Consider the following 21,567-nt stretch of genomic DNA (forward strand, 5'->3'; position numbering starts at 1 on the left):
AGTCTTCGCCGATCACTCGCACCTACACTCAATGAATGGCTAAACACTCACCACAACAAGAACACCCGATTTGAGAGGCCGCACCATGTCCGAACAACTTTCAATTCCGTCAAAAAGAGATCAGGTCAGCAAGGAAGAATGGCAGCTCCGAGTCGACCTCGCCGCGGCCTATCGTCTGGTCGCCCTATACGGCTGGGACGATCTGGTATTCACCCATATCTCCGCACGGATACCCGGTGACGAGCACCACTTTCTTATTAATCCATACGGTATGATGTTCGAGGAAATTACAGCCTCCAGCCTGGTGCGAGTGGATCAGGACGCCAACAAGATCAACCCCGACGACTTCGATATCAATCCCGCGGGTTTTACCATCCATAGCGCCATCCACCAGGTCAGGGACGATGCCGCCTGCGTCATGCATTTGCACACCACCGACGGTATTGCTGTATCCGCCCAACAGGAGGGCCTGCTGCCGCTATCCCAGCAGAGCCTGTTTGCACTGGCAAGCCTGTCGTATCACGACTATGAAGGTGTGGCGCTAAGGGAAGACGAGAAGGCCCGCCTGCAAAAGGATCTCGGTAATACCAATTTCATGATTCTTCGCAACCACGGCCTGCTGACCACCGGCTCCAGTATTCCCGATGCCTTCCTGGCCATGTACATACTGCAAACGTCCTGTCAGATTCAGATCAGGGCACTGTCGGGCGATCGCCCACTGACGCCAATTCCTGCCGGCATTGTGGATACCATCCGGCAACAGGCGGATCAGGTGACCAAAGGCCTGGGCGGCAAGCTGGCCTGGCCGGGCCTGCTACGCAAGCTCGACCGCATTGATGCCAGTTTCCGGGAATAAGGGGGAGAACAGTATGAACCAACCGACAAAGAACCAGGCCACGTTTACTCATATGAAAGACGGCAAGGCCGAAGACTGGCAGGTCATCGCATCGTCTTTCGGGGAATTCGCCAAAGGCCTGCCAGATCGAATTCTATCGCACCTCAAAATGCTGGAGGGCGACTTTGGTGGTTTTCCGGTTGACCGGCTGACGCACTGCCTGCAAACGGCTACCCTGGCACACCGGGACGGGAAGGACGACGAGTATGTGGTTTGCGCCCTGCTACACGACATCGGTGACACCCTGGGCACCTACAACCATGCGGATGTCGCCGCAGTGCTACTGGAACCGTTCGTCAGCGACGCTAATCACTGGATGGTAAAACACCACGCCATCTTTCAGGGCTACTTTTTCTTTCACTATCTCGGTATGAACCGGGATATGAGAGACCAGTACCGGGACCATCCACACTTCGAACGCACCATCGAGTTTGTTCACAAGTATGACTCACCCGCGTTCGACCCTGATGCGGAAACGTTACCGCTTTCCTACTTCGAGCCCATGGTGCAACGGGTGTTCGCTCAGCCTGTGCGATCCCTCTACAAGGATGCCGAAAGCGTCATGTGACCCGAAACACAACGTGGGCTCAGGACTGACTCTTCCAGTTGGCTGCGCCCACAAATATCAGCTGTAGAAAGCGTGCGGTTCGCTGCCGCACCTGTTCTTCCTGATAGTCGTCGTCGGGAGAGATCCCCAGGATGTCCGTCAGGCTGAAGGCCACACTGCGCACCACCAGGTCGCAGGTCATATCCAGGTCGGCATCGCTCAGGTGATCCGCCACTTTCAGACGCCGAAGATCATTGGCCAGTTCGCTGGCAAAATAACGCATTTCGCTGCGGATGCCTTCCTGTACCGCCCGGCTCTCCCCCGCCAGCCCCTGGGCCATAAACATGAAAAAACTGCGTTTATTGCGGGCATGGGAGATAAAAATACCAACTGATTCGTCGATCAGTTTGTCCGCCTGCAATACGTTCGCCCGCGCCTCGCGCATCATCCGTCGAAGCACCAGCCCCAATTCGTCCACCAACTGCAGCCCAAGGTCATCCATGTTGCGGAAGTGCCGGTAAAAAGACGTCGGCACCACGCCTGCCTGTCGGGTGACTTCGCGGATGCCCAGGCTGGCAAAGTGCCGCCCCTTTCCCACCAGGGCCAATGCGGCGTTCATCAGTTTCTCGCGGGTTTCACCCGGCTTACGTCGTTGTTTTTCTGCCATCGCCTGGAACTAGCTCATCGGTTGATCACAAGCCAACAAGTGTACACAGGCCCACACTAAAAATAACCCAAACTTGTCATTATAGGACAATGTTAGTGGCTTGATTGCCGCCTAACACTTCGCTGTGTACAGTCGTACACATTAGTGAACACTTGTACACATCAGTACAAAGGAGAGCAATCATGATATCTGTACTGGAAAAGTCACCGACCCTGCACTGGCTGGGCAGGCAGCTTTTTAACCGGGACGACCCGGCTGCCTTTTTTGATCCCCTGCTGGAGCGCATCAACCCCATGTGGGTACGGCAATACACGCCGGCCAGGGTGAAGGCCATCTACAACGAAACCGCCGACACCAAAACCTTTGTCCTGGCGCCGGCCGGGCGCTGGAAAGGCTTTGCCGCCGGCCAGCACGTCAATATTGGCATCGATGTTGACGGCGTGCGTCGCAACCGAACCTTCAGCCTGTCCAGTTCGCCCATTCAATGGCGCGCAGACGGCACCGTCACCCTGACCATCAAACGGCTTCCCGGTGGCCTGGTGACCAACTGGATGCACGACCACCTGGAGCCAGGCGCGGTCATCGGGCTGGGCGAGGCGTTCGGCGACTTCCGGATTCCCGATCCGCAGGAGCCAGCCCTATACATCGCCGGTGGCAGCGGCATCACCCCGGTGCTGAGCCAACTGGAAACCATGGCGGCATCAGACTATCGGGCGCCGGTGACCCTGCTGTATTTCGTGCGCACCCAGGCCGATGTGATTGCTGCGGAAAAGCTGCACGCGCTGGCCAGTCGCTGGCCGGCCTTCACCCTGAAGGTGTTTGCCACCAGCGACACCCACCCGCCCCAGTTCCTCAGCGAGCAACATCTGGATGAGGTTCCCGGCATTGCGGCCCGGCGGTGCTACCTCTGCGGGCCGAAAGGGCTCATGGATCTGGCCAACGATCTCCTGTATCGGCGGGGGATTGGCGAAGACCGCATTCACAGCACCTTCTTCTCCGCGCCGACCGCAAATCTCGACACCGAGTCCCTCGGAGGAGCGGTGCATTTCCAACGCAGCAACCTGGATGTCTCGTCCGAAGGCGATGCGGTGCTGCTGGACATTGCCGAGGCCGCGAAACTGTCGCCACGCTACGGCTGCCGCATGGGCATCTGTCACCAGTGCAGTTGCCGCAAGACCAGCGGCACTGTGATCAACCGCCTGACCGGGAAAGCATCCGGCCCGGGCGAGGAAACCATTCAGCTTTGTGTGTCTGTTCCGAGCGGGCCGGTGTCTGTTGAACTCTGACCGGCCCCACCACAACGCCTGAACCCATTATTCGCAGACCTGGTTCGACCATTCTGCAAGGAGTCACAGTCACCATGAAGACGATGAACGAAACACAACTGAAAGAGCTTGAAAAAGACCTGGACACCATTCGTGACCAGGTGATCTCCGATCTCGGCGAACGAGACGCCCGTTACATCCGCAAGATCGTTCGGCTTCACAGATCCCTCGAAATCGGTGGCCGGGTGCTGATGCCCTTTGGGTTTATCCCGCCAGTATTCCTGGCGGCCACCACGGCATTGGGCATCTCCAAGATTATCGAGAACATGGAAATCGGTCACAACGTCATGCACGGCCAGTATGACTGGATGAACGACCCGTCACTCCACTCCCAGACCTATGAGTGGGATACCGTGTGCACTGGCGATTCCTGGCGCCGCACCCATAACTACGAGCACCACACCTACACCAATATCATTGGCAAGGACCGGGATTACGGCTACGCCCTGCTCCGCCTGAGCGACGACGACAAATGGAAGCCGGCCCATACCCTGCAGTTCATCAACTACATTCTGCTGAGCGTGTTCTTCCAGTGGGGGGTGGGGCTGCATGAACTGGAGTCTGAACGAATCCACCGCCGGGAAATTTCGGTACGGGAAAAGATTCCGTTCCTGAAGGACTTCTTCCGCAAGGGCGGCCGTCAGGCCTTCAAGGACTATGTGTTCTTCCCGCTGATCACCTTTCCGGTGGCCCCCGTGGTGCTGGCGGGCAACATTGGCGCCAACCTGATTCGTAACCTGTGGTCGTCCACCGTCATTTTCTGTGGCCACTTTACCCAGGATGCGGAGACGTTCACCGAAGAAGAGTGCGAAGGAGAAAGCAAGGGCCACTGGTACCTGCGCCAGCTGACGGGCTCCAGCAACTTTACCGGCGGTAAGTGGGTGCACCTGTTGAGCGGTCACCTTAGCTACCAGGTCGAACATCACGTGTTCCCGGACTTGCCGGCCCACCGCTACCCCGAAATCTCTGAGAAGGTTCAGGCGGTGTGCAAGAAGCACGGTATTCCGTACAACACCGGCACCTTTGCCAAACAGTATTCGACCGTGCTGAAACGCATTTTCGGCTACTCACTACCAGACCGGATGCGCAACCGGCTGCTACCGGAATTCAGAAACCGGGCAGTGGGTTAAGCGATCTGCAAAAGTCGTAGCAACTGAGGGCGATGCTGGTCGTGAATAATATCGGCCAGCGTATATCGGTCCAGCACCTCCAGGAATGCCGCCAAGGCCTCGCCGAACATCGATTTCAATCCGCAGACCGGCGTGATGCGGCAGGCATCCCCGGAGGAAAAACATTCCACAACACTGAGGTCCTGTTCGGTTTCCCTGACCAGGATACCAACGTTAATGTCCTCCGGCGCCATGTGCAGGCGCATCCCACCTTTCTTGCCGCGGACGGTTTCGATGTAGCCTTTCTTGTTGAGTTGGTGAACGACTTTCATCAGGTGATTCCTGGAGATCTCATAGCTGTCGGCGATCTGCTGAATGGTCGCCAGCTCATCACCCTGCACCGCCAGGTAAACCAGAACACGCAGGGAGTAATCGGTGTAACGGGTGATATGCATTCATCAACTCCAATAAGTCATCGATCAGGTTCACACCGAAAGTGGCCAAACCGATACCTCTATACGCAACATTCATGAAACCGGTTCTTACGCCCGAATGGTTCTTTTGTCGATATTGGGTTGGGTTATTCGCCACACATTGGTTATGCTTGTTGTATACAAAGCCAGACGGGGAATTTACCCATGCCCAACGCCACGCTGACAGACCGCTTTGGTCGCACCGTCAACTATGTGCGTCTGTCCGTCACAGACCGCTGCGATTTCCGGTGCGTGTACTGCATGGCCGAGGAGATGACCTTTCTGCCACGGCAGCAGGTGCTGACGCTCGAAGAGATTGCCCAGGTGGCAAAGACCTTCGTATCCCTGGGTACCGAAAAGATTCGGTTGACCGGGGGAGAGCCGCTTGTAAGACGGGGCATTCTGGAACTGGTCAAGGAAATCGGCACACTTGGCCTGCGGGACTTTGCCATGACCACCAATGGCAGCCAGTTGCCCACCATGGCTGAGCCGCTGCGCAAGGCCGGGCTCAAACGGTTGAATATCAGCCTGGATTCCCTGGATGCCGAGAAGTTCAGCCGCATCACCCGCACTGGCCGACTTGCCCAGGTTCTCGATGGTATAGACGCCGCAAAAGAGGCAGGGTTCGAGGGCATCAAACTCAATACCGTTGTCATGAAAGGCGGCAACGATCAGGAAGTACCAGAACTGGTGGAGTTTGCCCGCAAAAAGAAAGTGGACATTACCTTCATCGAGGAAATGCCACTGGGTGAAATTTCCGATCATGATCGCGGTCAGGTGCTGTGCACCAGCGACGAAGTGCGCGATATCATCAGCCAGCGCCATGAGCTGGTGCCCACACCGGAGGATTCCGGCGGCCCCGCTCGCTACTACCGCATGCCGGACAGCGACGTTCGGGTCGGCTTCATCTCGCCCCATTCCCACAATTTCTGCTCCACCTGCAACCGCGTTCGGGTCACAGTAGAAGGCCGTCTGCTGCTTTGTCTGGGCAACGAGCATTCCGTTGATCTGCGTCGCGTGCTCCGCGGCCATCCGGAAACCGATGACAAACTCCGCGAGACCATCATCAACGCCATGGACCTGAAACCGGAACGCCATCACTTTTCCAGCGAGGGTGATGTTCAGATTCTCCGGTTTATGAATATGACCGGGGGCTAAGCTCCCATCTGAACCACTCTTGCACCATTGGCGTATTCTTCGTACCACATCATGGCGATCATTGGTTATTGCCACCCCAGGTACGGAGCACGCTTCCCGCTATGTCCAATCTGATTCTGATACTCGGCGACCAGCTGACCACCGCCATCAGCGCGCTCGAAAACGCTGACAAGGAACGAGACAGAATCGTGATGGCAGAGGTCCACGACGAGGCGAGCTACACCAATCACCACAAGAAAAAACTGGTTCTGCTGTTCAGCGCCATGCGCCATTTCGCCCGGCGGCTGGAGGCTGACGGCTGGCGGGTCCACTACCAGACCTACCACCCCGATAACGAATCCCAAAGCCTCGAGGCTGTCATCGCCAATCAACTCAAAGAGACAGGCGCTGACAGAGTGACCACCACAGAGTGCGGCGAGTGGCGATTGCACGAGCAGGTCAGCCAGTGGCATGGGCGCCTGGGTGCGCAGGTGGAGATCCGGCCGGATACGCGTTTTATCGCCAGCAAACAGGGGTTTTCGGACTGGGCAGAGGGGCGTAAACAGCTGCGAATGGAGTTTTTCTACCGGGAGATGCGTCGAAAAACAGGTTTACTGATGACGCCGGATGGTAAACCGGAAGGTGGAGAGTGGAATTTTGATGCGGACAACCGGCGCAAGTGGACGGGCAAACCGCCGGCGCCAGCGCCTTTCCGGGTCGAGCCCGATGAGGTGACGCGAGAAGTGATTGATCTGGTGGAGGCGCATTTTACGGATCACTTCGGGACCACGGAGGACTTTCACTTTGCCGTTACCCACGAGGACGCGGAGCAGGCGCTGGAGTACTTCATCGACTTCGCCCTGCCCTGTTTCGGCGATTTTCAGGACGCCATGTCCGACGATGAGGACTGGTTGTTCCACTCTATCCTTTCGCCCTACATAAACTGCGGCTTACTGGATCCACTGGCCGTCTGCGAGGCCGCCGCACAGGCCTGGTATTCGGGGCGTGCGCCGATTAATGCTGTGGAGGGTTTTATCCGCCAGATTCTGGGCTGGCGCGAGTTTGTGCGGGGTATCTACTGGCTGCACATGCCGGAATACGCGCAGGAAAACCGGCTTGGCAATACCCGTTCCCTGCCCTGGTTCTACTGGACGGGGGATACCAAGATGCGCTGCATGCATAAGGCCATCGATGCTACCCGCCGCAACGCCTATGCACACCATATCCAGCGGCTGATGGTGACTGGTAATTTTGCGTTGCTGGCCGGCGTCAAACCGGAGGAAATCTGCGACTGGTACCTGGCGGTGTACGCGGACGCCTACGACTGGGTGGAGCTGCCCAACGTGCTGGGCATGGTGATGCACGCAGACGGTGGCTACCTGGGCTCGAAACCCTATGCAGCCAGCGGCAAGTATATCCAGCGCATGTCGGACCATTGCAGTAACTGCCACTACAAGGTCAACAAGGCCACGGAAGAAGACGCCTGCCCGTTCAACGCACTCTATTGGCATTTCATCAACCGCCACCGGGACGACTTCGCCAATAATCCGCGTATGGGCATGATGTACCGCAACTGGGACAAGCAGAAACCAGAAAGGCGGGAGGCGCTGCTCCGGCGTGCCGACGACTTACTGGCACACCTGGAGCAGCTCTGAACAAAGAGAGGTGCTGGGGCGACTATGGGCGAATGCGCTTCTCGCTATCGGGATCGAAAAACACGACCTTTCTCATGTCGAACATCAGCTCTGCCTCTTCCCCCCAGTTCACCGGGTGTTCCGCGTCCAGTCGGCACTGCACATCCACATTGTTGAGGCGAATAACGGCGAGGATGTCCGGCCCGGTGGGTTCGGTCACCTCCACCGTAAACCGGCTCTCGGCCACCATCTGGCTATCCCTTTTCTGTTCGTCTGGCTGGCTTATGTGCTCCGGGCGGATGCCGAGCACCACCTGTTTGCCAGCCCACCCCTGCAGGTAATCCGGCACTGGCAGGGCAAGTTTCCGGCCATCGCTACCCTCAATGTTGACCACCAGGCCCGGTCCAGCCTGCTCTACCGTCACATTGATAAAACTCATGGACGGCGAGCCCATAAAGCCGGCGACAAACAGGTTTTCCGGGGTGTCGTAGACTTCCTTCGGTGTACCCAGTTGCTGCAGTTCGCCGTCTTTAAGCACCGCTATCCGGTCCGCCAGGGTCATGGCTTCGATCTGGTCGTGGGTGACGTACACGATGGTGGTTTTCAGGCGCTGATGCAGCTTTTTGATTTCGGTGCGCATTTCCACCCGCAGCTTGGCGTCCAGGTTGGACAGCGGCTCGTCGAACAGATAGATCTTCGGCCTGCGAGCCAGGGCGCGCCCCATGGCGACCCGCTGTTGCTGCCCGCCTGAAAGCCGGGCCGGTTTCTTGTCCAGCAACGCGGAAATCTGCAGCAGATCGGCGACCCGCTCCACTTCCTGCTGGATCTCGTCTTTCGGCATACCACGGATTTTCAGGCCGAAGGCAATGTTCTCGCGCACCGACATGGTGGGGTACAGCGCGTAGGACTGGAACACCATGGCGATATCACGGTCCTTCGGCTCCATGGTGGATATATCCTTGCCTTCCACCACAATCGACCCGCCGGTAATGGATTCCAGGCCGGCGATGCTGTTCATCAGTGTTGACTTGCCGCACCCCGAGGGCCCGACCAGGGTCAGGAACTCACCGGAGGCGATGTCAATGTTGATACCTTTGAGGGTCTCATCGAGAGCCCCGGGATAGGTCTTGCGGATGTCCCGCAGTTCAAGTTGTGACATGTTGTTTTACCCTTTAACCGAGCCGGCCGTCAGGCCGCGTATAAAGTACTTGCCGGCCACGATATAGACCACCAGCGTTGGCAGGGCGGCAATCATGGCGGCGGCCATATCCACGTTGTATTCCTTCACCCCGGTACTGGTGTTCACCAGGTTATTCAGGGCGACCGTTATCGGCTGACTGTCGCCACTGGCGAACACCACGCCAAACAGGAAATCGTTCCAGATCTGGGTGAACTGCCAGATCAGCGACACCATGAAGATGGGAGTGGACATGGGCAGAAGGATGCGGAAGAAGATGGTGAAAAAGCCGGCGCCGTCGAGCCGGGCTGCCTTTACCAAAGCGTCGGGAATGGCCACGTAATAGTTGCGGAAAAACAGCGTGGTGAAGGCCACCCCGTAGATCACGTGGACCAGTACCAGGCCAGCGGTGGTATTGGCCATACCCAGTTTGCCCAGGGTGGCTGCCATGGGCAGCAGCACCACCTGGAACGGCACAAAACAACCGAAGAGCAACATGCCGAACAACAGGTCTGAGCCCTTGAATTTCCACTTCGACAGCACGTAGCCGTTAAAGGCGCCCAGCAACGTGGAAATCATCACCGCCGGAACCGTCATCTTGAACGAGTTCCAGAAATAGCCTTTTACGCCTTCACACTGCACACCGGTACAGGCCTCGGACCAGGCCTTGGTCCAACCGATGGTTGTCCAGTCGGTGGGCATTGCCAGCAGGTTGCCGGAGCGGATATCCATGGGCGTCTTGAAACTGGTGATCAACATCACGATCAGCGGAATCAGATACACCAGGCAAGCCAGAAGCAGCACGCCGTAGATAGCAATGCGGCTGGGGCGAAAGCCGGTACGAACCATATCAGTCATGGCGTTTCTCCCTCAGTTCGGAATACAGGTAAGGCACCAGCAATGCCAGAATCGCACCCAGCATCAGCATGGCGCTGGCAGAGCCCAGCCCCATCTGTCCACGGGTAAAGGTATGGGCGTACATGAACACCGCCGGCAGGTCGGTGGAATAGCCCGGGCCACCCGCTGTCATGGCCATTACCAGGTCAAAACTCTTGATGGCGATGTGGGCCAGGACCATCACAGAGCTGAAGAACACCGGCCGCAACGAGGGCAGGATGATCTTCCAGTAGATCACCGGCAGGCTGGCGCCATCCACCCGAGCCGCACGTATAATCGACGAGTCGACGCCCCGCAGCCCGGCCAGAAACAGCGCCATAACAAAGCCGGAAGCCTGCCAGACTGCCGCCATCACGATGGTGTAAATGGCAAAGTCGGAGTTCACCAGCCAGTCGAAGCTGAAGGACGTCCAGCCCCAGTCGTGCATCAGTTTTTCCAGGCCCAGGCGCGGGTTAAGAATCCAGCGCCATACGGTGCCGGTGACAATCATGGACAGCGCCATGGGGTAGAGATAAATAGTCCGGATCGCGCCTTCCTGGCGGATACGCTGATCCAGAAATATCGCCAGCACCACACCGATCAACAGGCAGATGCCGATAAAGAGCCCACCAAAGATCGCCAGATTCCATGAAGCGACGATCCAGCGCTCGCTTTCCATCAGCTTGGCGTATTGCTCCAGGCCAACGAAATTGTAACTGGGCAGGAAGCTGGAATTGGTAAAAGACAGCACGCCCGTCCATAGCATGTAGCCATAGATCCCGATGCCAACCAGCAGGAAGGTCGGGGCCACCACCAATTTGGGCAACCAGCGCTGCAGGCCATCCATCAAGCCAGACGATGCCCTGGCCACCCCGGCGGGGCGACGTTGAGTGTGTTCCATGAGGAATCCCCTGAAGAAACCCGAGGGCCGCCCACCGGGCGGCCTGATACGGCATTACATGGCGGACTGGATGGCGGCTGCCAGCTGGTCCGTGGTTTTTGCCGGGTCCGGGTTGTTGGAGTTTACGAAGTTGGTGACCACATCAAAGATCTGGCCCTGGATGTAGCTGGTCGTCGCCAGCCCGTGGGAGAAGCTTGGCACCAGGCCACCATCGTCGGCACTGGACTTGAAGGTATTCATCGACGCCTGGGCACAGGTATCGAAATCACTCATGTCCATGTCGGTCCGAACCGGAATTGAGCCCTTGTTCTGGTTGAACAGGGTCTGGAACTCCGGTTCCAGGATGGTTCGGGCGAGGTCCTTCTGAGCCTTGATGTCCTCTTCCTCGGAGAGCGTGAACATCGCAAACGAGTCCACGTTGAAGGTAAATTGGCCGGTTGTGCCCGGAGCGGGCGCACACACGTAATCCTCGCCCGGTGTCAGGCCCGCGGCGGTGAATTCGCCCTTGGCCCAGTCGCCCATGATCTGCATGGCCGCCTCACCACGAATCACCATGCCAGTGGCGGTATTCCAGTCACGGCCCGCCGCATCATCATCGACATAACTCATAACTTTGGCGAATTGTGCGAAGACGTCTTCCATTTTGGCGCTGTTGATCACATCCATGTCGTGGTCGACAAACGCCTTGCGGTAATCATCGGGGCCAAGCTCGGCAAGTGCCACAGCATCAAAAACGGTCGCGTCCTGCCACGGCTGGCCACCATGCGCCAGGGGAATGTAACCCTCGGCCTTGAGCTTGTCGGCCACGTCGAAGAACTCGTCCAATGTGGTGGGCACCTCGACACCGACATCCTTCATGACCTCCGGGTTGACCCACAGCCAGTTTACCCGGTGTACGTTGACCGGCACGGCCACGTACTCGCCTTCATACTTCATAACGTCGGAAATCATCGGAGGTATAAGCTGATCCCAGTTCTCAGCGTCGGCGACGCTGTCCAGGCTGGTCAGAAACCCCAGTTCCGCCCATTCACGAATATCCAGACCCTTGATCTGAGCCGCGGCGGGCGGGTTGCCAGAGACGGCACGGGTTTTGAGGACGGTCATGGCGGCTTCACCACCCCCACCGGCCACCGCAAAGTCTTTCCAGGTGTGGCCCTGCTCTTCCATCATTTTCTTGAGGGCGGCCGCAGCGCGCGCTTCACCGCCAGCGGTCCACCAGTGCAGAACCTCGACTTCACCGGCCTGAACGGCCGCTGTTGGCATCAGGGCGGCAGAGACCGCCAGAGCTGTAAGATGACGCTTGAACGATTTCATATCATGACTCCTTATTCTTGTCGTGGAGACGTTTGTCAGGCTCAGAACCAGACTTCCATCTGGGTACCAAAGGTCCATTGGCTGCCGCCAAAGTCTTCCTGCCCCAGGGCATCGCCACCGTCGTAGCGGTTGAGCTCGTCATCCCAGGTGGAGTAGGTAGCAAAAACCCGAATTTCCGGGCGGTTCCAGAAGCCGCCTACCTGGGGCTTGAAGGTTGGCGCGATGGTGAATCGGGCGTAGTCGCCATCCACGTCACCACGGCCTTCGTAGCCTTCGGTTTGCAGGTCCATCACCTGCCAGGAGGCTTCGTACTGCATTTCGAAGTTGGCGCCCAATTCGTTGGCCAAACGGGTGTTGAAGGTCAACCATTGGTACTCGTCCCCTTCCACATAACGGTCTTTACTGGTTTCCGCCATGATTGCCGGGGCAATGCGCCAGCTATCACCCAGTCGAGTGGTGCCGTAGGCCGCGATTCGTGTGCTGGCGGCATCTTCATGCAGGTCGCCATCGGCACCGATGTTCTTGACCTCCGCGCCCAGGCCCTGGCCGTGTAGCAGGGCTACCTTGAAGCTGCCATCGGAGATTCCGAAGAAACTGTCTCCGTGGTAGGCCAGCATGGTATGCACACCGGAGTCGGCCGCTTCCAAAACACCATTGACGATACGTTCGTCGTTGTCCGCAGCGGACATGCCGCTGATCAACCACTCCACGTTACCGAAATAGTTATTGGCGGTGAGGATCAGGTTATCGGTGTCGGACGTGCCGTCGGTGGTGGTGGGGTCGGAGGGGAAATCCAGAAAGCTGCGGCCATAGAAGGAGAAGTTGGATTTCACCGACTCGCTAAACGTCACGTCGTAGAGTCCGGCGCCGGTGCCGCCCAGGAAGACGATATCGCTGTCGAGCCAATGGATGTCGAAATCCAGGTCTCGGTCAAAGCGCTTACCGGCCCAGATCGAGGCGTCCTCAAAGATACCGGTAAAGCTGGCCAGATTGCTGAACTGGACATAGGCCTGACGCACGTTCAGGGCGCCATCATCGGCGGTCCAGTCGTTACTGGAGGTTGTCGCATCGGCGATCATCAGGCGGTAATGAGCCTTGGTGCCGTTGTCCGCCACGGTTCTATAGTTGAGGATGGCCTCAAGGTAGGTATCCGGCTCGTTACCCAGCCGACCCACGGCACCGCCAACGGAACCGGCGGGGGTCAGGTAAGGGCCGCCGGGGGCACTTTTACCATCGCTGTTGAGCAGCAGTCCAGAACGGGCGTAGGTGTTGAAGGAGAAGCCCTGCTCACCCTTGGCATGGGGTTCGACCTCAGCCAATTGTTGCTCCAGGGCGGACAAGCGTTCTTCCACGCTCTCCTGGGCATGCGCCTGGCCGGCAAACAATCCCAACGACGCCACGCCTACGGCGGCTGTCAGTCGGTGAAGAGGCTTGGCGCCCGGGATCAGGGCAGAACGATACATTTTATGGGTATTCATAATGACTCCTTGTTTTTGTTGTATTAGCAATATCGGAGTCTATGGCAATACCTCGGGGAGGAACGTATCAAACTGAAAGGCCGATGTAACACGGTTGTTACATGCCACCTCAATGTCGGGGCAGCGTGAGGGTGACGTTCAGGCCACCGCCTGGCCAATTCGCGATTTCAAGGTCGCCACCATGGCTTTGGGCAATGTTACGGGCTATGCCGAGACCAAGCCCATGGCCCCGCCGGTGTTCCTGACCCAGGCGATAATAGGGCTCGAAAATCCGTCCAAGTTCGGCATCTGGAATACCCGGCCCGTAATCCCTGACGTGGATCGTTAACTGCTCAGGAGAATCCTCAACACTGATCGTCGCGGACTCTCCGTACTTGATCGCATTATCCACCAGATTGCCCAGGCAACGCTTCAGTGCCAGCGGCTTGCCGCGGTAGGCCGCGCAGGCGCCTTCCACGACCACCCGGGGATTCTCTCCTTCATAGGCTTCCGCCATTCGGCGTAACATGCCGTCAATATCAACCAGCTCCACGTTCTCGTGGATGTCGGTATCCTTCATGCCCTGCAAGGCACCTTTTACCAACAGCTCCAGTTCCTGTAGGTCACTCTCGAAGCGCTCGCGAATGTCGGCGTCGTCAATCAGGTCGGCGCGCAGGCGAAGCCGGGTTATCGGGGTTTTCAGGTCATGGGAGATTGCGCGAAATAGCTGATCCCTGTCGCTGATGTAACTTTGTAGCCGCCGATGCATGGTATTGAAGCCACGGGTTACCGCCACAATTTCCGCACTACCCTGCTCCCTCAATGGTGATCGGTGTTCATCCAGCGGCAAGTCCCGCGCTGCCCTGGCCAGCTTGTGCAATGGCCGGGTCTGGCGGCGCACCAACCAGGCCAGCACCGGGAACAAAACCCCTATCATCACCAGGATAAACACAATCTGTTGGCCGGGGATGCTTTCATCATCCAGCGAAACATAGGGCGCCGGCAGCAACGAAGCCAGGTACAACCACTCTCCTGTGGCGATCTCCACCTGGGTCACCAGAACAGGCGGTTTGATGGGTTCCAGCGTCAAAGCATAGTGAGCCCAGGATTTCGGCAACGCATCCAATGGCAACTGGGTATTCAGTATTCGCAGGTCATCGGGGTGAACAAATTCCACGTGCAGATTTATCGACTTGCCTAACCGGCTTTTCAACACCGCCACGACTTCGTCTGTCACCAGCCGCTTGCGTTCACTATCAGGCAACGCCCGCATATCGATGTGTTTGTCGTTGAGGGAGACAAAAAAGCGGGAGCCTCCCATATCCCGCAGCTGGTCCAGCACAATATGCCGGTATTCCAGTGGCAGAGACTTGAAGAACTGCGTCGTTGCCGCCGCTGATGACGCCAGGTTGCGGGTGGTGCTGACCAGGCCCTCCACCTGTTGTGCGCGGAATGTGCCTACCCAGATCACGCTGGAGGCGACCTGGGCAACGCCCATTGCCAGTAGAGTCAGCAGCAGAATGCGCCCGAGAAGCGACGACGGCACCAGGCGCCAGACCTTGCGGCTGGTTTCCAGGGCCCCCTCGTTATTCCGAGCCATGGGTCACCGTTGCCGCCAGCAGATACCCTGCCCCTCGCACCGTCTTGATCAGCCTGGGGCTGCGCCCCTGGTCTCCCAAGCGCTGGCGCAGGCGGCTGACCGCCACATCCACTACCCGGTCCAGCGGCATGGATTCCCGCCCCCGGGTGACGCCGGAAATGGTGTCACGGTCGAGGACTTCGTTTGGGTGCGTCAGAAACAGTTGCAACAACGAAAAATCCGCGCCGGACAACGGCGTGGTTTCTCCCTGGTCCGAGATAAGCTCATGGGCCTGGGTGTCCAGCCGCCAGCGATCAAAGCACACGAACCGGGGATTGTCCGCACGATTGAACCCGGAGCGTCGCAACAGCGCCTTGACCCTGGCCTGCAATTCCCGGGCGCTGAAGGGCTTGGCCAGGTAATCATCGGCACCGATTTCCAGGCCGACCACACGGTCGGTTTCATCCGAGCTCGCGGTCAGCATGATGATCGGCACCTGCGAGTGCTCGCGAATTTCCCGGCACAGCGTAAAACCATCATCGCCCGGCAACATGACGTCAAGAACAATGAGATCGACCCGCGCCTCTGACAGCGTGCGACGCATGCTGTCGCCTTCGGCTGCGGTCATGACATCGTAGCCAACTCGGGACAGGTGTTCATGCAACAATTCACGGATCGCCAGGTCGTCGTCGACAACCAGAATCGATGTTTTTACATCAGACATTCATAAGCCTTTATTGTTATTCGTACGAGCTAAAAAGCAGGGCAGCATGGTATCAAATACTTAACACTGCGCCTCTATCCTCCCGCCTCAGTAAACAGATCACGGCGGGCCGATTTCGCAGGCCAGCACCAGCGCCCAGAATTCCGAAAAGTCATTGACCACCACATCCGGCTTGTCCGGATGCTTGTGAGTGCCCGGAAAAATCCGGTTCAACCAGGGCAAATCCCACTGCGCGCCGTTGAAAAACACTGCCGTCATGCCGGCACGCTTGGCAGCAATGACGTCCGTGGTGCTATCACCGACGTACCAGACGCTCGGGTCTGGCGGGTAATCCAGCTTCTGCACGGCGAGATAAAGTTGATCGGGATGAGGCTTCCTCAGCGGCGTATCGTCTCCGCATACATCCACATCGAACAAATGCGTCCAGCCGGTATCTTCCACGGCAGCCAATTCATGCTCGAAGAACTCCCGGTCACGATTGGTAATAACACCCACCTGAATATTGATCCGCCGAAGTCCCTCGAGAACGGCCCGCACCTTCGGCTCAAAGGCTTTCACCGTGCCGTAGTGCTTGCGATAGTGACGATTAAAGGCCTTGTGGGCAATCTGCTTGGCCTCCTGATCGTCCCCGAACAATACCTCGAAAATATCGGTGCGTGAGATCTTGCGGTCGGCCCGAACCTTGGGGTGAAGCCTGGCAAACTCCCGTACATACGCCACCAGCCGTGCGTCTTCCGGTGTCTTACTATCTTCCGGTGCCAGCATACGGCTGACCAGGCCCAGTTCCTCGAATTGCGGGAACATATCGTCCACCGCGTGGTACATGGCGTCCAGGGTATCCACCAGCGTGGCGTGCCAGTCGAACAACACCACCGACGGCCGAATCAGGCTGACAACGGCAGGATGCCAGTCCGGCTCAATGCGGGGCTGTGGCGGTTCCGGCCGTGGATAAGGCCGTGGCCGAACTTCCGCCGGAGTGGCCCGGAAGGCCTCTGGCTGCTGGCGCTCCAGCAACGCCAGCAGGTCAATGAGGTCTTCGAAGCTGTCCAGTATGGCGGCGGGAGCGTCGCGATAACTGAACCAACTGTCAATGCGATCCGGTTCCCAGCAGGCGCCGTTGTAGAAAACACCCGATACCCCGGCACGATTGGCCGTGAGCATATCCACGTAGCTGTCGCCCACATACCAGGCCTGTTCGTCGAGCGGCAGGCCCAGTTTCTCCAGCACGCGGGTAATCACTTCCGGGTCGGGCTTGTACTCGGTGACATCATCGGCGCAGACCGTAGCGTCAAACAGGTTGCGCCAGCGACCCTCGTCCACCATGTTCAGTTCCTTGTCGAGGAACTCCCGGTTGCGGTTGGTGGACACCGCCAGCCGGATACCCATGTCTTTCATGGCGGCCAGGTACTCGTAAGCGCCCTGCTGGAACGGCCGCACCTTACCAAAGTATTTGCGGTAACAATCGTTGTAGGCTTTATGGGCGATCAGCTTGGCGTCTTTATCGTCGCCAAAGATGGCGTTGAAGATGTCGGTGCGTGATACCCGCCGTTCCGCCAGAATGCGCGGGTGCAGCCGCCTGAAGATCCGTATGTAACGGACCAGGCGAGCATCATCAGAGGTGCGACATTTGTCCTCGGGCAGCAGCCGGTCCACCAGCCCCAGGTCTTCCAACTGCGGCAGCATCTCCTCCATGGCACTGAACATGGCGTCGTGCGTATCCACCAGCGTGCCATGCCAGTCAAACATCAGCACCGATGGCGCGGGCAGTCCATCGCGGAATCGGGCCATAATCAGTTTCCCGTTGGTTTCTTGGCGGTCTCCACGTGAACCACCCGACCGTTGCGCAATTTCACAATACGGCGAAACTGGGTCTTTCCAGTTTCGTACAGCCATTCTTCCACAGGTATCAGTTGATCGGAACGGTAATGACCGGCGACCGTTGACCCGCGGCCAACGGGTTCCCAGGTGACCCGCCGGGAAAGCGGCTCGCCACAGTAGGCCACCATCTCAAATTCGCTGAGCCCGCTTTGCAGCCGCGCCGGAGAACAGTCACCGGCACTGTCGCCGGCAAAGCCATAGCCCAGACTGTGCTCATGCCGGAGTTTGCCATTCCTGAACTCAAGGCGGCGAATAAATCCCTGCGGGCCCGGGTTGTAATACCAATGCTCAACTTCGCCAACAACACCTATTCCGGGAACGGTGGCCGTGGGATAGGTCGCTACATAGTCTGGCGCACCGCAGCGCTCTTCAACCTCCACAGGCCAGTCGCCGACATCCACCAGTGACGAGCCACAGCGAAAGGCACCATTGGCGGCACCTGGCAAGGCAGCCAGCCCCGGAAGAACCATGAGCATCAGCACCCTTATTGATAACGAAAAACGCATACCCTTCCTCCCCTGAACACTCCTAACCTTCCATAGTAGAAGCATGAAAAGGTGATGGGCACCCGTAAATCGTAAAAAACACGTAAACACCCGTCGGTTAGTCCGCAATCGAGGTTTCAACGTAATTCTCGTGAAAGTCATCTCCATATCGATTGATCGACATGCACAAGAAGCTCAATCTTCCCGAGAAAGCCTGCCAAGCTTGTGAACGCCCTTTTACGTGGCGCAAGAAATGGGCCCGGGACTGGGACAATGTTCGTTACTGCAGTGAGCGTTGCCGTCGCTCTGGAAGGCGCACCCAATGACAACCGTCGTCTGGTTCAAACGGGACCTCAGAACGAGGGACCACGAGCCACTGATCGCAGCGGTAAACCTCGGCGAGCCGGTTATTCCGATCTACGTGGTTGAAGACGATTACTGGCAGTTGCCCGACACCAGCGAGCGGCAGTGGGCCTTCATCCGGGACTGCCTGCTGGATCTTGATCAACAGCTAAAATACGCGGGCAATCGGCTGGTCGTTTGCAACGGCGCCGTCACTGACGTGCTTAATCAACTCAAAGCAAACCATGACGTTCAGCGGGTCTTCTGCCATCAGGAAACCGGAGGTCAGTGGACATATGATCGTGACCGTTCGGTGATCCACTGGTGTACAGAGAACAACCTGGAATATCGGGAGTGGAACCAGTTTGGCGTAGTACGCCGCCTGAAGAACCGCGATGTCTGGGATAAGGCGTGGGCCGATCTGATGCGCAGGCCGGTCCTCGACAGCCCTGAAAACATCCCGTCCGCACACTCACAGGCAACGCCGCTTGAGGGCATATCACCCACATTCACCACCCGCGATTCCTGCGGCGACCGGCAGGCCGGCGGCAGCACCAAGGGCCACAAGCTCCTCGACTCGTTTCTAGAGCGGCGTTGTATTGGCTACCAATACAATATGTCCAGTCCGCTCAGCGCTGTGAAGGCCTGCTCACGCCTGAGCCCTCACATCGCCTATGGCTCAGTCAGCCTCCGGGAAATTTACCAACAGGCAAAAATCACGGGCAATCACCGCAACACCCTGCCACGCAAGCAGAAAAGTTTGACCAGTTTTCGCTCACGTTTGCACTGGCATTGCCACTTCATCCAGAAGCTGGAAGACGAACCTGAGTTGGAGTTCCGCGCCATGCATCGGGAACTGGAGCACCTGAAATCCGGCCCCAATGATTCCGAGCGGTTGCAGCGCTGGCAGGAAGGCCAGACGGGCTGGCCTCTGGTGGACGCCTGCATGCGCGCCCTGCAGCACACCGGCTGGATCAACTTCCGCATGCGGGCCATGTTGATGGCCGTGGCAAGCTATCAACTATGGCTCCACTGGCGCGATCCAGCCTTGCACCTGGCACGCCAATTCACCGATTTTGAGCCGGGCATACACTATCCACAGGCGCAGATGCAGTCCGGCCTAACCGGCATCAACGCCCTGCGAATCTACAACCCGGTGCTGCAGAGCCAGAAGCTGGATCCTCAGGGAGAATTCATTCGCCGCTGGATTCCCGAGTTGGCGGGCGTTCCTGCGGAAATGATTCACACACCCTGGTTGCTGACACCCGCCCAACAGCAACGTTTCGGTGGTAATACCTACATTGCCCCGGTTTGCGATCACGAGCAGGCAGCCCGCTCTGCCCGCAAGGCCGTAGGTGATTTCCGCAATACCCATGTCAGCCGTGCGGAAACTGACAGGGTGCTCAAACAGCATGGCAGTCGCAAAGGCCCGCCCCAGAAGCGCCCCTCAATGCCTACCAGGCGGGAAACAAAGGACAAAAACCAGTTGTCCCTCTTCGACTGACCAGACATCCAAGCTCGCAAGTGTCGACTGAACAGTATCAGGGTTGAAAACCTTCATTTCATCTATAGGTCTTGCGTTGCCTAGGCAATAGAGGAGGACACTTATGGCACGTCCACAAGACCTGTTTCCAACACGCCTTGAACGCAAACTGGGCATGTTTGAGCGACTGGATCCTGTGGTACACACCCCTTCGGAGCGCCTGTCGGACGGCCCACTATCCGCCAAACAGGTGCGAGAGTTCGATGAGAGGGGGTTTCTGTTTTTTGATTCCTTTTTCTCCAAGGACGAGATGGACGGATTTATCAAGGAGCTTAAAGACTATGAGGACGATGACGACCTCAAGCTCTCCGAGGGCACCATTCTTGAGCCCGGAAAGGAAGAAATCCGCTCCATCTTCGGCATTCATGACATATCGGAACGCTTTGACCGGCTGACACGAGACGCGCATTTGCTCAACATCGTACGCCAGCTGCTGGACAGCGACGTTTATATCCACCAATCACGGATCAACTATAAACCTGGCTTCAAAGGCAAGGGGTTCAACTGGCACTCCGACTTTGAAACCTGGCACAGCGAGGATGGCATGCCACGTATGCGCAGCCTCAGTTGCTCCATCGTGATGACCGACAACAACGAGTTCAATGGCCCGTTGATGCTGATCCCGGGTTCCCAGAAGTACTTCATTCCCTGTGTCGGTCGCACACCGGAGGACAACTACAAGGAGTCCCTCAAGAGCCAGGATCTCGGTGTTCCAGACGCCGCCAGTCTCACACGACTGATGGACGAGAACGCCATTGAGGCGCCCAAGGGACCACCCGGTTCACTGATCATCTTTGAGTGCAACACGCTGCATGGTTCCAACGTGAATATGTCGTGCTGGCCGCGAAGCAACCTGTTTTTCGTTTACAACAGCGTTCACAATACCTTGGAAGAACCTTATTGTGGCAATAAACCAAGGCCTGAATTCCTGGCCAACCGGAAAAATATGGAACCGTTGAAGCCGGTCAGGAACCCATAAAAGTCTTGGCGGACAAACGGCAGGCGAACAACCATGAAAATTGGCGAAATCTCGAAAACCACAGGCATTCCGGTAGAAACCATTCGCTACTACGAAAAAATCGGGCTGGTGCCGGCGCCTGAGCGCCTGGCCAGTGGCTATCGCCAATACCGGCGAAGCCACCTTGATCGCCTGCTGTTCATCAAACGTTGCAGAAATCTGGATATGGCACAGGACGAAATTCGGGAACTCATACGCCTGGCAGACCAACCGGATTCTGATTGCAGTGAGGTGGATGCCCTTCTGGCTCGGCACCTAAGCCATGTACGCGAGCGTTTGCAAGAGCTTGAAAGCCTGGAAGATACTCTCGAACAACTGCAGCATGCCTGTTCCGAAGGCCGCACCGTCAGCGAGTGCGGCATCCTCGGCGGACTGACGTCTGAGCCGGCCCACGAAGCATCCTCTGGCAACCACAACCATATTCCCGGTACTCACGGCACTCGCTGAATACCATTTGCGCCACACAGTTTGACTCTGTAGTAGCTA

21 protein-coding genes are annotated in these 21,567 nt (G+C 57.6%); 10 read left to right on the top strand and 11 right to left on the bottom strand.

Annotated elements, in window-relative coordinates; all coding sequences use genetic code 11:
* Positions 1-85: 85 nt before the first annotated feature.
* Complete coding sequence (locus MDG893_RS08480; RefSeq protein WP_007153342.1) at positions 86-856, top strand: class II aldolase/adducin family protein; 771 nt, start codon at positions 86-88, stop codon at positions 854-856.
* 13 nt (positions 857-869) lie between these two features.
* On the top strand, positions 870-1,463 hold the full coding sequence (locus tag MDG893_RS08485; protein ID WP_007153343.1) for an HD domain-containing protein: 594 nt from the start codon (positions 870-872) through the stop codon (positions 1,461-1,463).
* A 19-nt stretch (positions 1,464-1,482) separates the two neighbouring features.
* Here the strand turns inward: MDG893_RS08485 and MDG893_RS08490 are convergent, their stop codons facing one another.
* Positions 1,483-2,109 carry a TetR family transcriptional regulator gene (locus tag MDG893_RS08490; protein ID WP_007153344.1) on the bottom strand — a complete coding sequence of 209 codons (627 nt, stop codon included), beginning with the start codon at positions 2,107-2,109 and terminating at the stop codon, positions 1,483-1,485.
* A gap of 182 nt (positions 2,110-2,291) precedes the next feature.
* Here MDG893_RS08490 and MDG893_RS08495 point away from each other — a divergent pair, with 182 nt between their 5' ends.
* Together MDG893_RS08495 and MDG893_RS08500 are read left to right on the top strand one after the other, a co-directional pair.
* Positions 2,292-3,395: a ferredoxin reductase gene (locus MDG893_RS08495; RefSeq protein WP_007153345.1), complete on the top strand. Its 1,104-nt coding sequence runs from the start codon at positions 2,292-2,294 to the stop codon at positions 3,393-3,395.
* A 74-nt stretch (positions 3,396-3,469) separates the two neighbouring features.
* Positions 3,470-4,564 carry a fatty acid desaturase family protein gene (locus MDG893_RS08500; RefSeq protein ID WP_007153346.1) on the top strand — a complete coding sequence of 365 codons (1,095 nt, stop codon included), beginning with the start codon at positions 3,470-3,472 and terminating at the stop codon, positions 4,562-4,564.
* On the opposite strand, the gene MDG893_RS08505 is transcribed toward MDG893_RS08500, so the two are convergent.
* Positions 4,561-4,998 (bottom strand): RrF2 family transcriptional regulator, encoded by a 438-nt coding sequence (locus tag MDG893_RS08505; RefSeq protein ID WP_007153347.1) that lies wholly within the window; start codon positions 4,996-4,998, stop codon positions 4,561-4,563. The two genes, MDG893_RS08500 and MDG893_RS08505, sit on opposite strands and share 4 nt — an antisense overlap.
* Before the next feature lie 183 nt (positions 4,999-5,181).
* Here MDG893_RS08505 and moaA point away from each other — a divergent pair, with 183 nt between their 5' ends.
* Both moaA and MDG893_RS08515 read left to right on the top strand, forming a co-directional pair.
* The gene (gene moaA / locus MDG893_RS08510; protein WP_007153348.1) at positions 5,182-6,174 is read left to right on the top strand and encodes a GTP 3',8-cyclase MoaA; all 993 of its coding nucleotides are present in this window, start codon (positions 5,182-5,184) and stop codon (positions 6,172-6,174) included.
* A gap of 101 nt (positions 6,175-6,275) precedes the next feature.
* Positions 6,276-7,808, top strand: coding sequence for a cryptochrome/photolyase family protein (locus tag MDG893_RS08515; protein ID WP_007153349.1), 1,533 nt, complete (start codon positions 6,276-6,278; stop codon positions 7,806-7,808).
* 22 nt (positions 7,809-7,830) lie between these two features.
* On the opposite strand, the gene MDG893_RS08520 is transcribed toward MDG893_RS08515, so the two are convergent.
* The 9 genes from MDG893_RS08520 to MDG893_RS08560 all read right to left on the bottom strand — a co-directional run bounded on the left by MDG893_RS08520 (position 7,831) and on the right by MDG893_RS08560 (position 18,199).
* Positions 7,831-8,946, bottom strand: a complete 1,116-nt coding sequence (locus MDG893_RS08520; protein ID WP_007153350.1) for an ABC transporter ATP-binding protein — start codon at positions 8,944-8,946, stop codon at positions 7,831-7,833.
* Positions 8,947-8,952: 6 nt separating this feature from the next.
* On the bottom strand, positions 8,953-9,822 hold the full coding sequence (locus MDG893_RS08525; RefSeq protein WP_007153351.1) for a carbohydrate ABC transporter permease: 870 nt from the start codon (positions 9,820-9,822) through the stop codon (positions 8,953-8,955).
* Entirely contained in the window at positions 9,815-10,741 is a 927-nt protein-coding gene (locus MDG893_RS08530) for a carbohydrate ABC transporter permease (RefSeq protein ID WP_007153352.1), read from the bottom strand. Before MDG893_RS08530 ends, MDG893_RS08525 begins: the two co-directional genes overlap by 8 nt.
* 54 nt (positions 10,742-10,795) lie before the next feature.
* Positions 10,796-12,055 carry an ABC transporter substrate-binding protein gene (locus MDG893_RS08535; RefSeq protein ID WP_007153353.1) on the bottom strand — a complete coding sequence of 420 codons (1,260 nt, stop codon included), beginning with the start codon at positions 12,053-12,055 and terminating at the stop codon, positions 10,796-10,798.
* 41 nt (positions 12,056-12,096) lie between these two features.
* Positions 12,097-13,533, bottom strand: coding sequence for a carbohydrate porin (locus tag MDG893_RS08540; RefSeq protein ID WP_007153354.1), 1,437 nt, complete (start codon positions 13,531-13,533; stop codon positions 12,097-12,099).
* Positions 13,534-13,642: 109 nt separating this feature from the next.
* Positions 13,643-15,112: an ATP-binding protein gene (locus tag MDG893_RS08545; protein WP_007153355.1), complete on the bottom strand. Its 1,470-nt coding sequence runs from the start codon at positions 15,110-15,112 to the stop codon at positions 13,643-13,645.
* Positions 15,099-15,815 carry a response regulator gene (locus tag MDG893_RS08550; protein ID WP_007153356.1) on the bottom strand — a complete coding sequence of 239 codons (717 nt, stop codon included), beginning with the start codon at positions 15,813-15,815 and terminating at the stop codon, positions 15,099-15,101. Before MDG893_RS08550 ends, MDG893_RS08545 begins: the two co-directional genes overlap by 14 nt.
* Positions 15,816-15,914: 99 nt before the next feature.
* The gene (locus MDG893_RS08555) at positions 15,915-17,603 is read right to left on the bottom strand and encodes an HAD family hydrolase (protein WP_007153357.1); all 1,689 of its coding nucleotides are present in this window, start codon (positions 17,601-17,603) and stop codon (positions 15,915-15,917) included.
* Positions 17,604-17,605: 2 nt separating this feature from the next.
* Positions 17,606-18,199 (bottom strand): DUF2845 domain-containing protein, encoded by a 594-nt coding sequence (locus MDG893_RS08560; RefSeq protein ID WP_244264404.1) that lies wholly within the window; start codon positions 18,197-18,199, stop codon positions 17,606-17,608.
* 161 nt (positions 18,200-18,360) lie between these two features.
* Here MDG893_RS08560 and MDG893_RS20670 point away from each other — a divergent pair, with 161 nt between their 5' ends.
* The 4 genes from MDG893_RS20670 (at position 18,361) to cadR (ending at position 21,528) form a co-directional block, all read left to right on the top strand.
* Positions 18,361-18,504: a DUF2256 domain-containing protein gene (locus MDG893_RS20670; RefSeq protein WP_007153359.1), complete on the top strand. Its 144-nt coding sequence runs from the start codon at positions 18,361-18,363 to the stop codon at positions 18,502-18,504.
* Positions 18,501-20,024 (top strand): FAD-binding domain-containing protein, encoded by a 1,524-nt coding sequence (locus MDG893_RS08565; RefSeq protein ID WP_007153360.1) that lies wholly within the window; start codon positions 18,501-18,503, stop codon positions 20,022-20,024. Before MDG893_RS20670 ends, MDG893_RS08565 begins: the two co-directional genes overlap by 4 nt.
* Before the next feature lie 103 nt (positions 20,025-20,127).
* Positions 20,128-21,042 carry an ectoine hydroxylase gene (gene thpD / locus MDG893_RS08570; RefSeq protein ID WP_007153361.1) on the top strand — a complete coding sequence of 305 codons (915 nt, stop codon included), beginning with the start codon at positions 20,128-20,130 and terminating at the stop codon, positions 21,040-21,042.
* 33 nt (positions 21,043-21,075) lie between these two features.
* Positions 21,076-21,528 (top strand): Cd(II)/Pb(II)-responsive transcriptional regulator, encoded by a 453-nt coding sequence (gene cadR, locus MDG893_RS08575; RefSeq protein WP_007153362.1) that lies wholly within the window; start codon positions 21,076-21,078, stop codon positions 21,526-21,528.
* Positions 21,529-21,567 lie beyond the last annotated feature (39 nt).

The organism is Marinobacter algicola DG893, assembly GCF_000170835.1.
In the GTDB taxonomy this organism is placed as follows: domain Bacteria; phylum Pseudomonadota; class Gammaproteobacteria; order Pseudomonadales; family Oleiphilaceae; genus Marinobacter; species Marinobacter algicola.

Bases quoted from the DNA above. Each gene is read 5' to 3' on its own strand.
- MDG893_RS08480 (WP_007153342.1), top strand. From the start codon at position 86: ATGTCCGAACAACTTTCAATTCCGTCAAAAAGAGATCAGGTCAGCAAG.
- MDG893_RS08485 (WP_007153343.1), top strand. From the start codon at position 870: ATGAACCAACCGACAAAGAACCAGGCCACGTTTACTCATATGAAAGAC.
- MDG893_RS08490 (WP_007153344.1), bottom strand. From the start codon at position 2,109: ATGGCAGAAAAACAACGACGTAAGCCGGGTGAAACCCGCGAGAAACTG.
- MDG893_RS08495 (WP_007153345.1), top strand. From the start codon at position 2,292: ATGATATCTGTACTGGAAAAGTCACCGACCCTGCACTGGCTGGGCAGG.
- MDG893_RS08500 (WP_007153346.1), top strand. From the start codon at position 3,470: ATGAAGACGATGAACGAAACACAACTGAAAGAGCTTGAAAAAGACCTG.
- MDG893_RS08505 (WP_007153347.1), bottom strand. From the start codon at position 4,998: ATGCATATCACCCGTTACACCGATTACTCCCTGCGTGTTCTGGTTTAC.
- moaA (WP_007153348.1), top strand. From the start codon at position 5,182: ATGCCCAACGCCACGCTGACAGACCGCTTTGGTCGCACCGTCAACTAT.
- MDG893_RS08515 (WP_007153349.1), top strand. From the start codon at position 6,276: ATGTCCAATCTGATTCTGATACTCGGCGACCAGCTGACCACCGCCATC.
- MDG893_RS08520 (WP_007153350.1), bottom strand. From the start codon at position 8,946: ATGTCACAACTTGAACTGCGGGACATCCGCAAGACCTATCCCGGGGCT.
- MDG893_RS08525 (WP_007153351.1), bottom strand. From the start codon at position 9,822: ATGACTGATATGGTTCGTACCGGCTTTCGCCCCAGCCGCATTGCTATC.
- MDG893_RS08530 (WP_007153352.1), bottom strand. From the start codon at position 10,741: ATGGAACACACTCAACGTCGCCCCGCCGGGGTGGCCAGGGCATCGTCT.
- MDG893_RS08535 (WP_007153353.1), bottom strand. From the start codon at position 12,055: ATGAAATCGTTCAAGCGTCATCTTACAGCTCTGGCGGTCTCTGCCGCC.
- MDG893_RS08540 (WP_007153354.1), bottom strand. From the start codon at position 13,533: ATGAATACCCATAAAATGTATCGTTCTGCCCTGATCCCGGGCGCCAAG.
- MDG893_RS08545 (WP_007153355.1), bottom strand. From the start codon at position 15,112: ATGGCTCGGAATAACGAGGGGGCCCTGGAAACCAGCCGCAAGGTCTGG.
- MDG893_RS08550 (WP_007153356.1), bottom strand. From the start codon at position 15,815: ATGTCTGATGTAAAAACATCGATTCTGGTTGTCGACGACGACCTGGCG.
- MDG893_RS08555 (WP_007153357.1), bottom strand. From the start codon at position 17,603: ATGGCCCGATTCCGCGATGGACTGCCCGCGCCATCGGTGCTGATGTTT.
- MDG893_RS08560 (WP_244264404.1), bottom strand. From the start codon at position 18,199: ATGCGTTTTTCGTTATCAATAAGGGTGCTGATGCTCATGGTTCTTCCG.
- MDG893_RS20670 (WP_007153359.1), top strand. From the start codon at position 18,361: ATGCACAAGAAGCTCAATCTTCCCGAGAAAGCCTGCCAAGCTTGTGAA.
- MDG893_RS08565 (WP_007153360.1), top strand. From the start codon at position 18,501: ATGACAACCGTCGTCTGGTTCAAACGGGACCTCAGAACGAGGGACCAC.
- thpD (WP_007153361.1), top strand. From the start codon at position 20,128: ATGGCACGTCCACAAGACCTGTTTCCAACACGCCTTGAACGCAAACTG.
- cadR (WP_007153362.1), top strand. From the start codon at position 21,076: ATGAAAATTGGCGAAATCTCGAAAACCACAGGCATTCCGGTAGAAACC.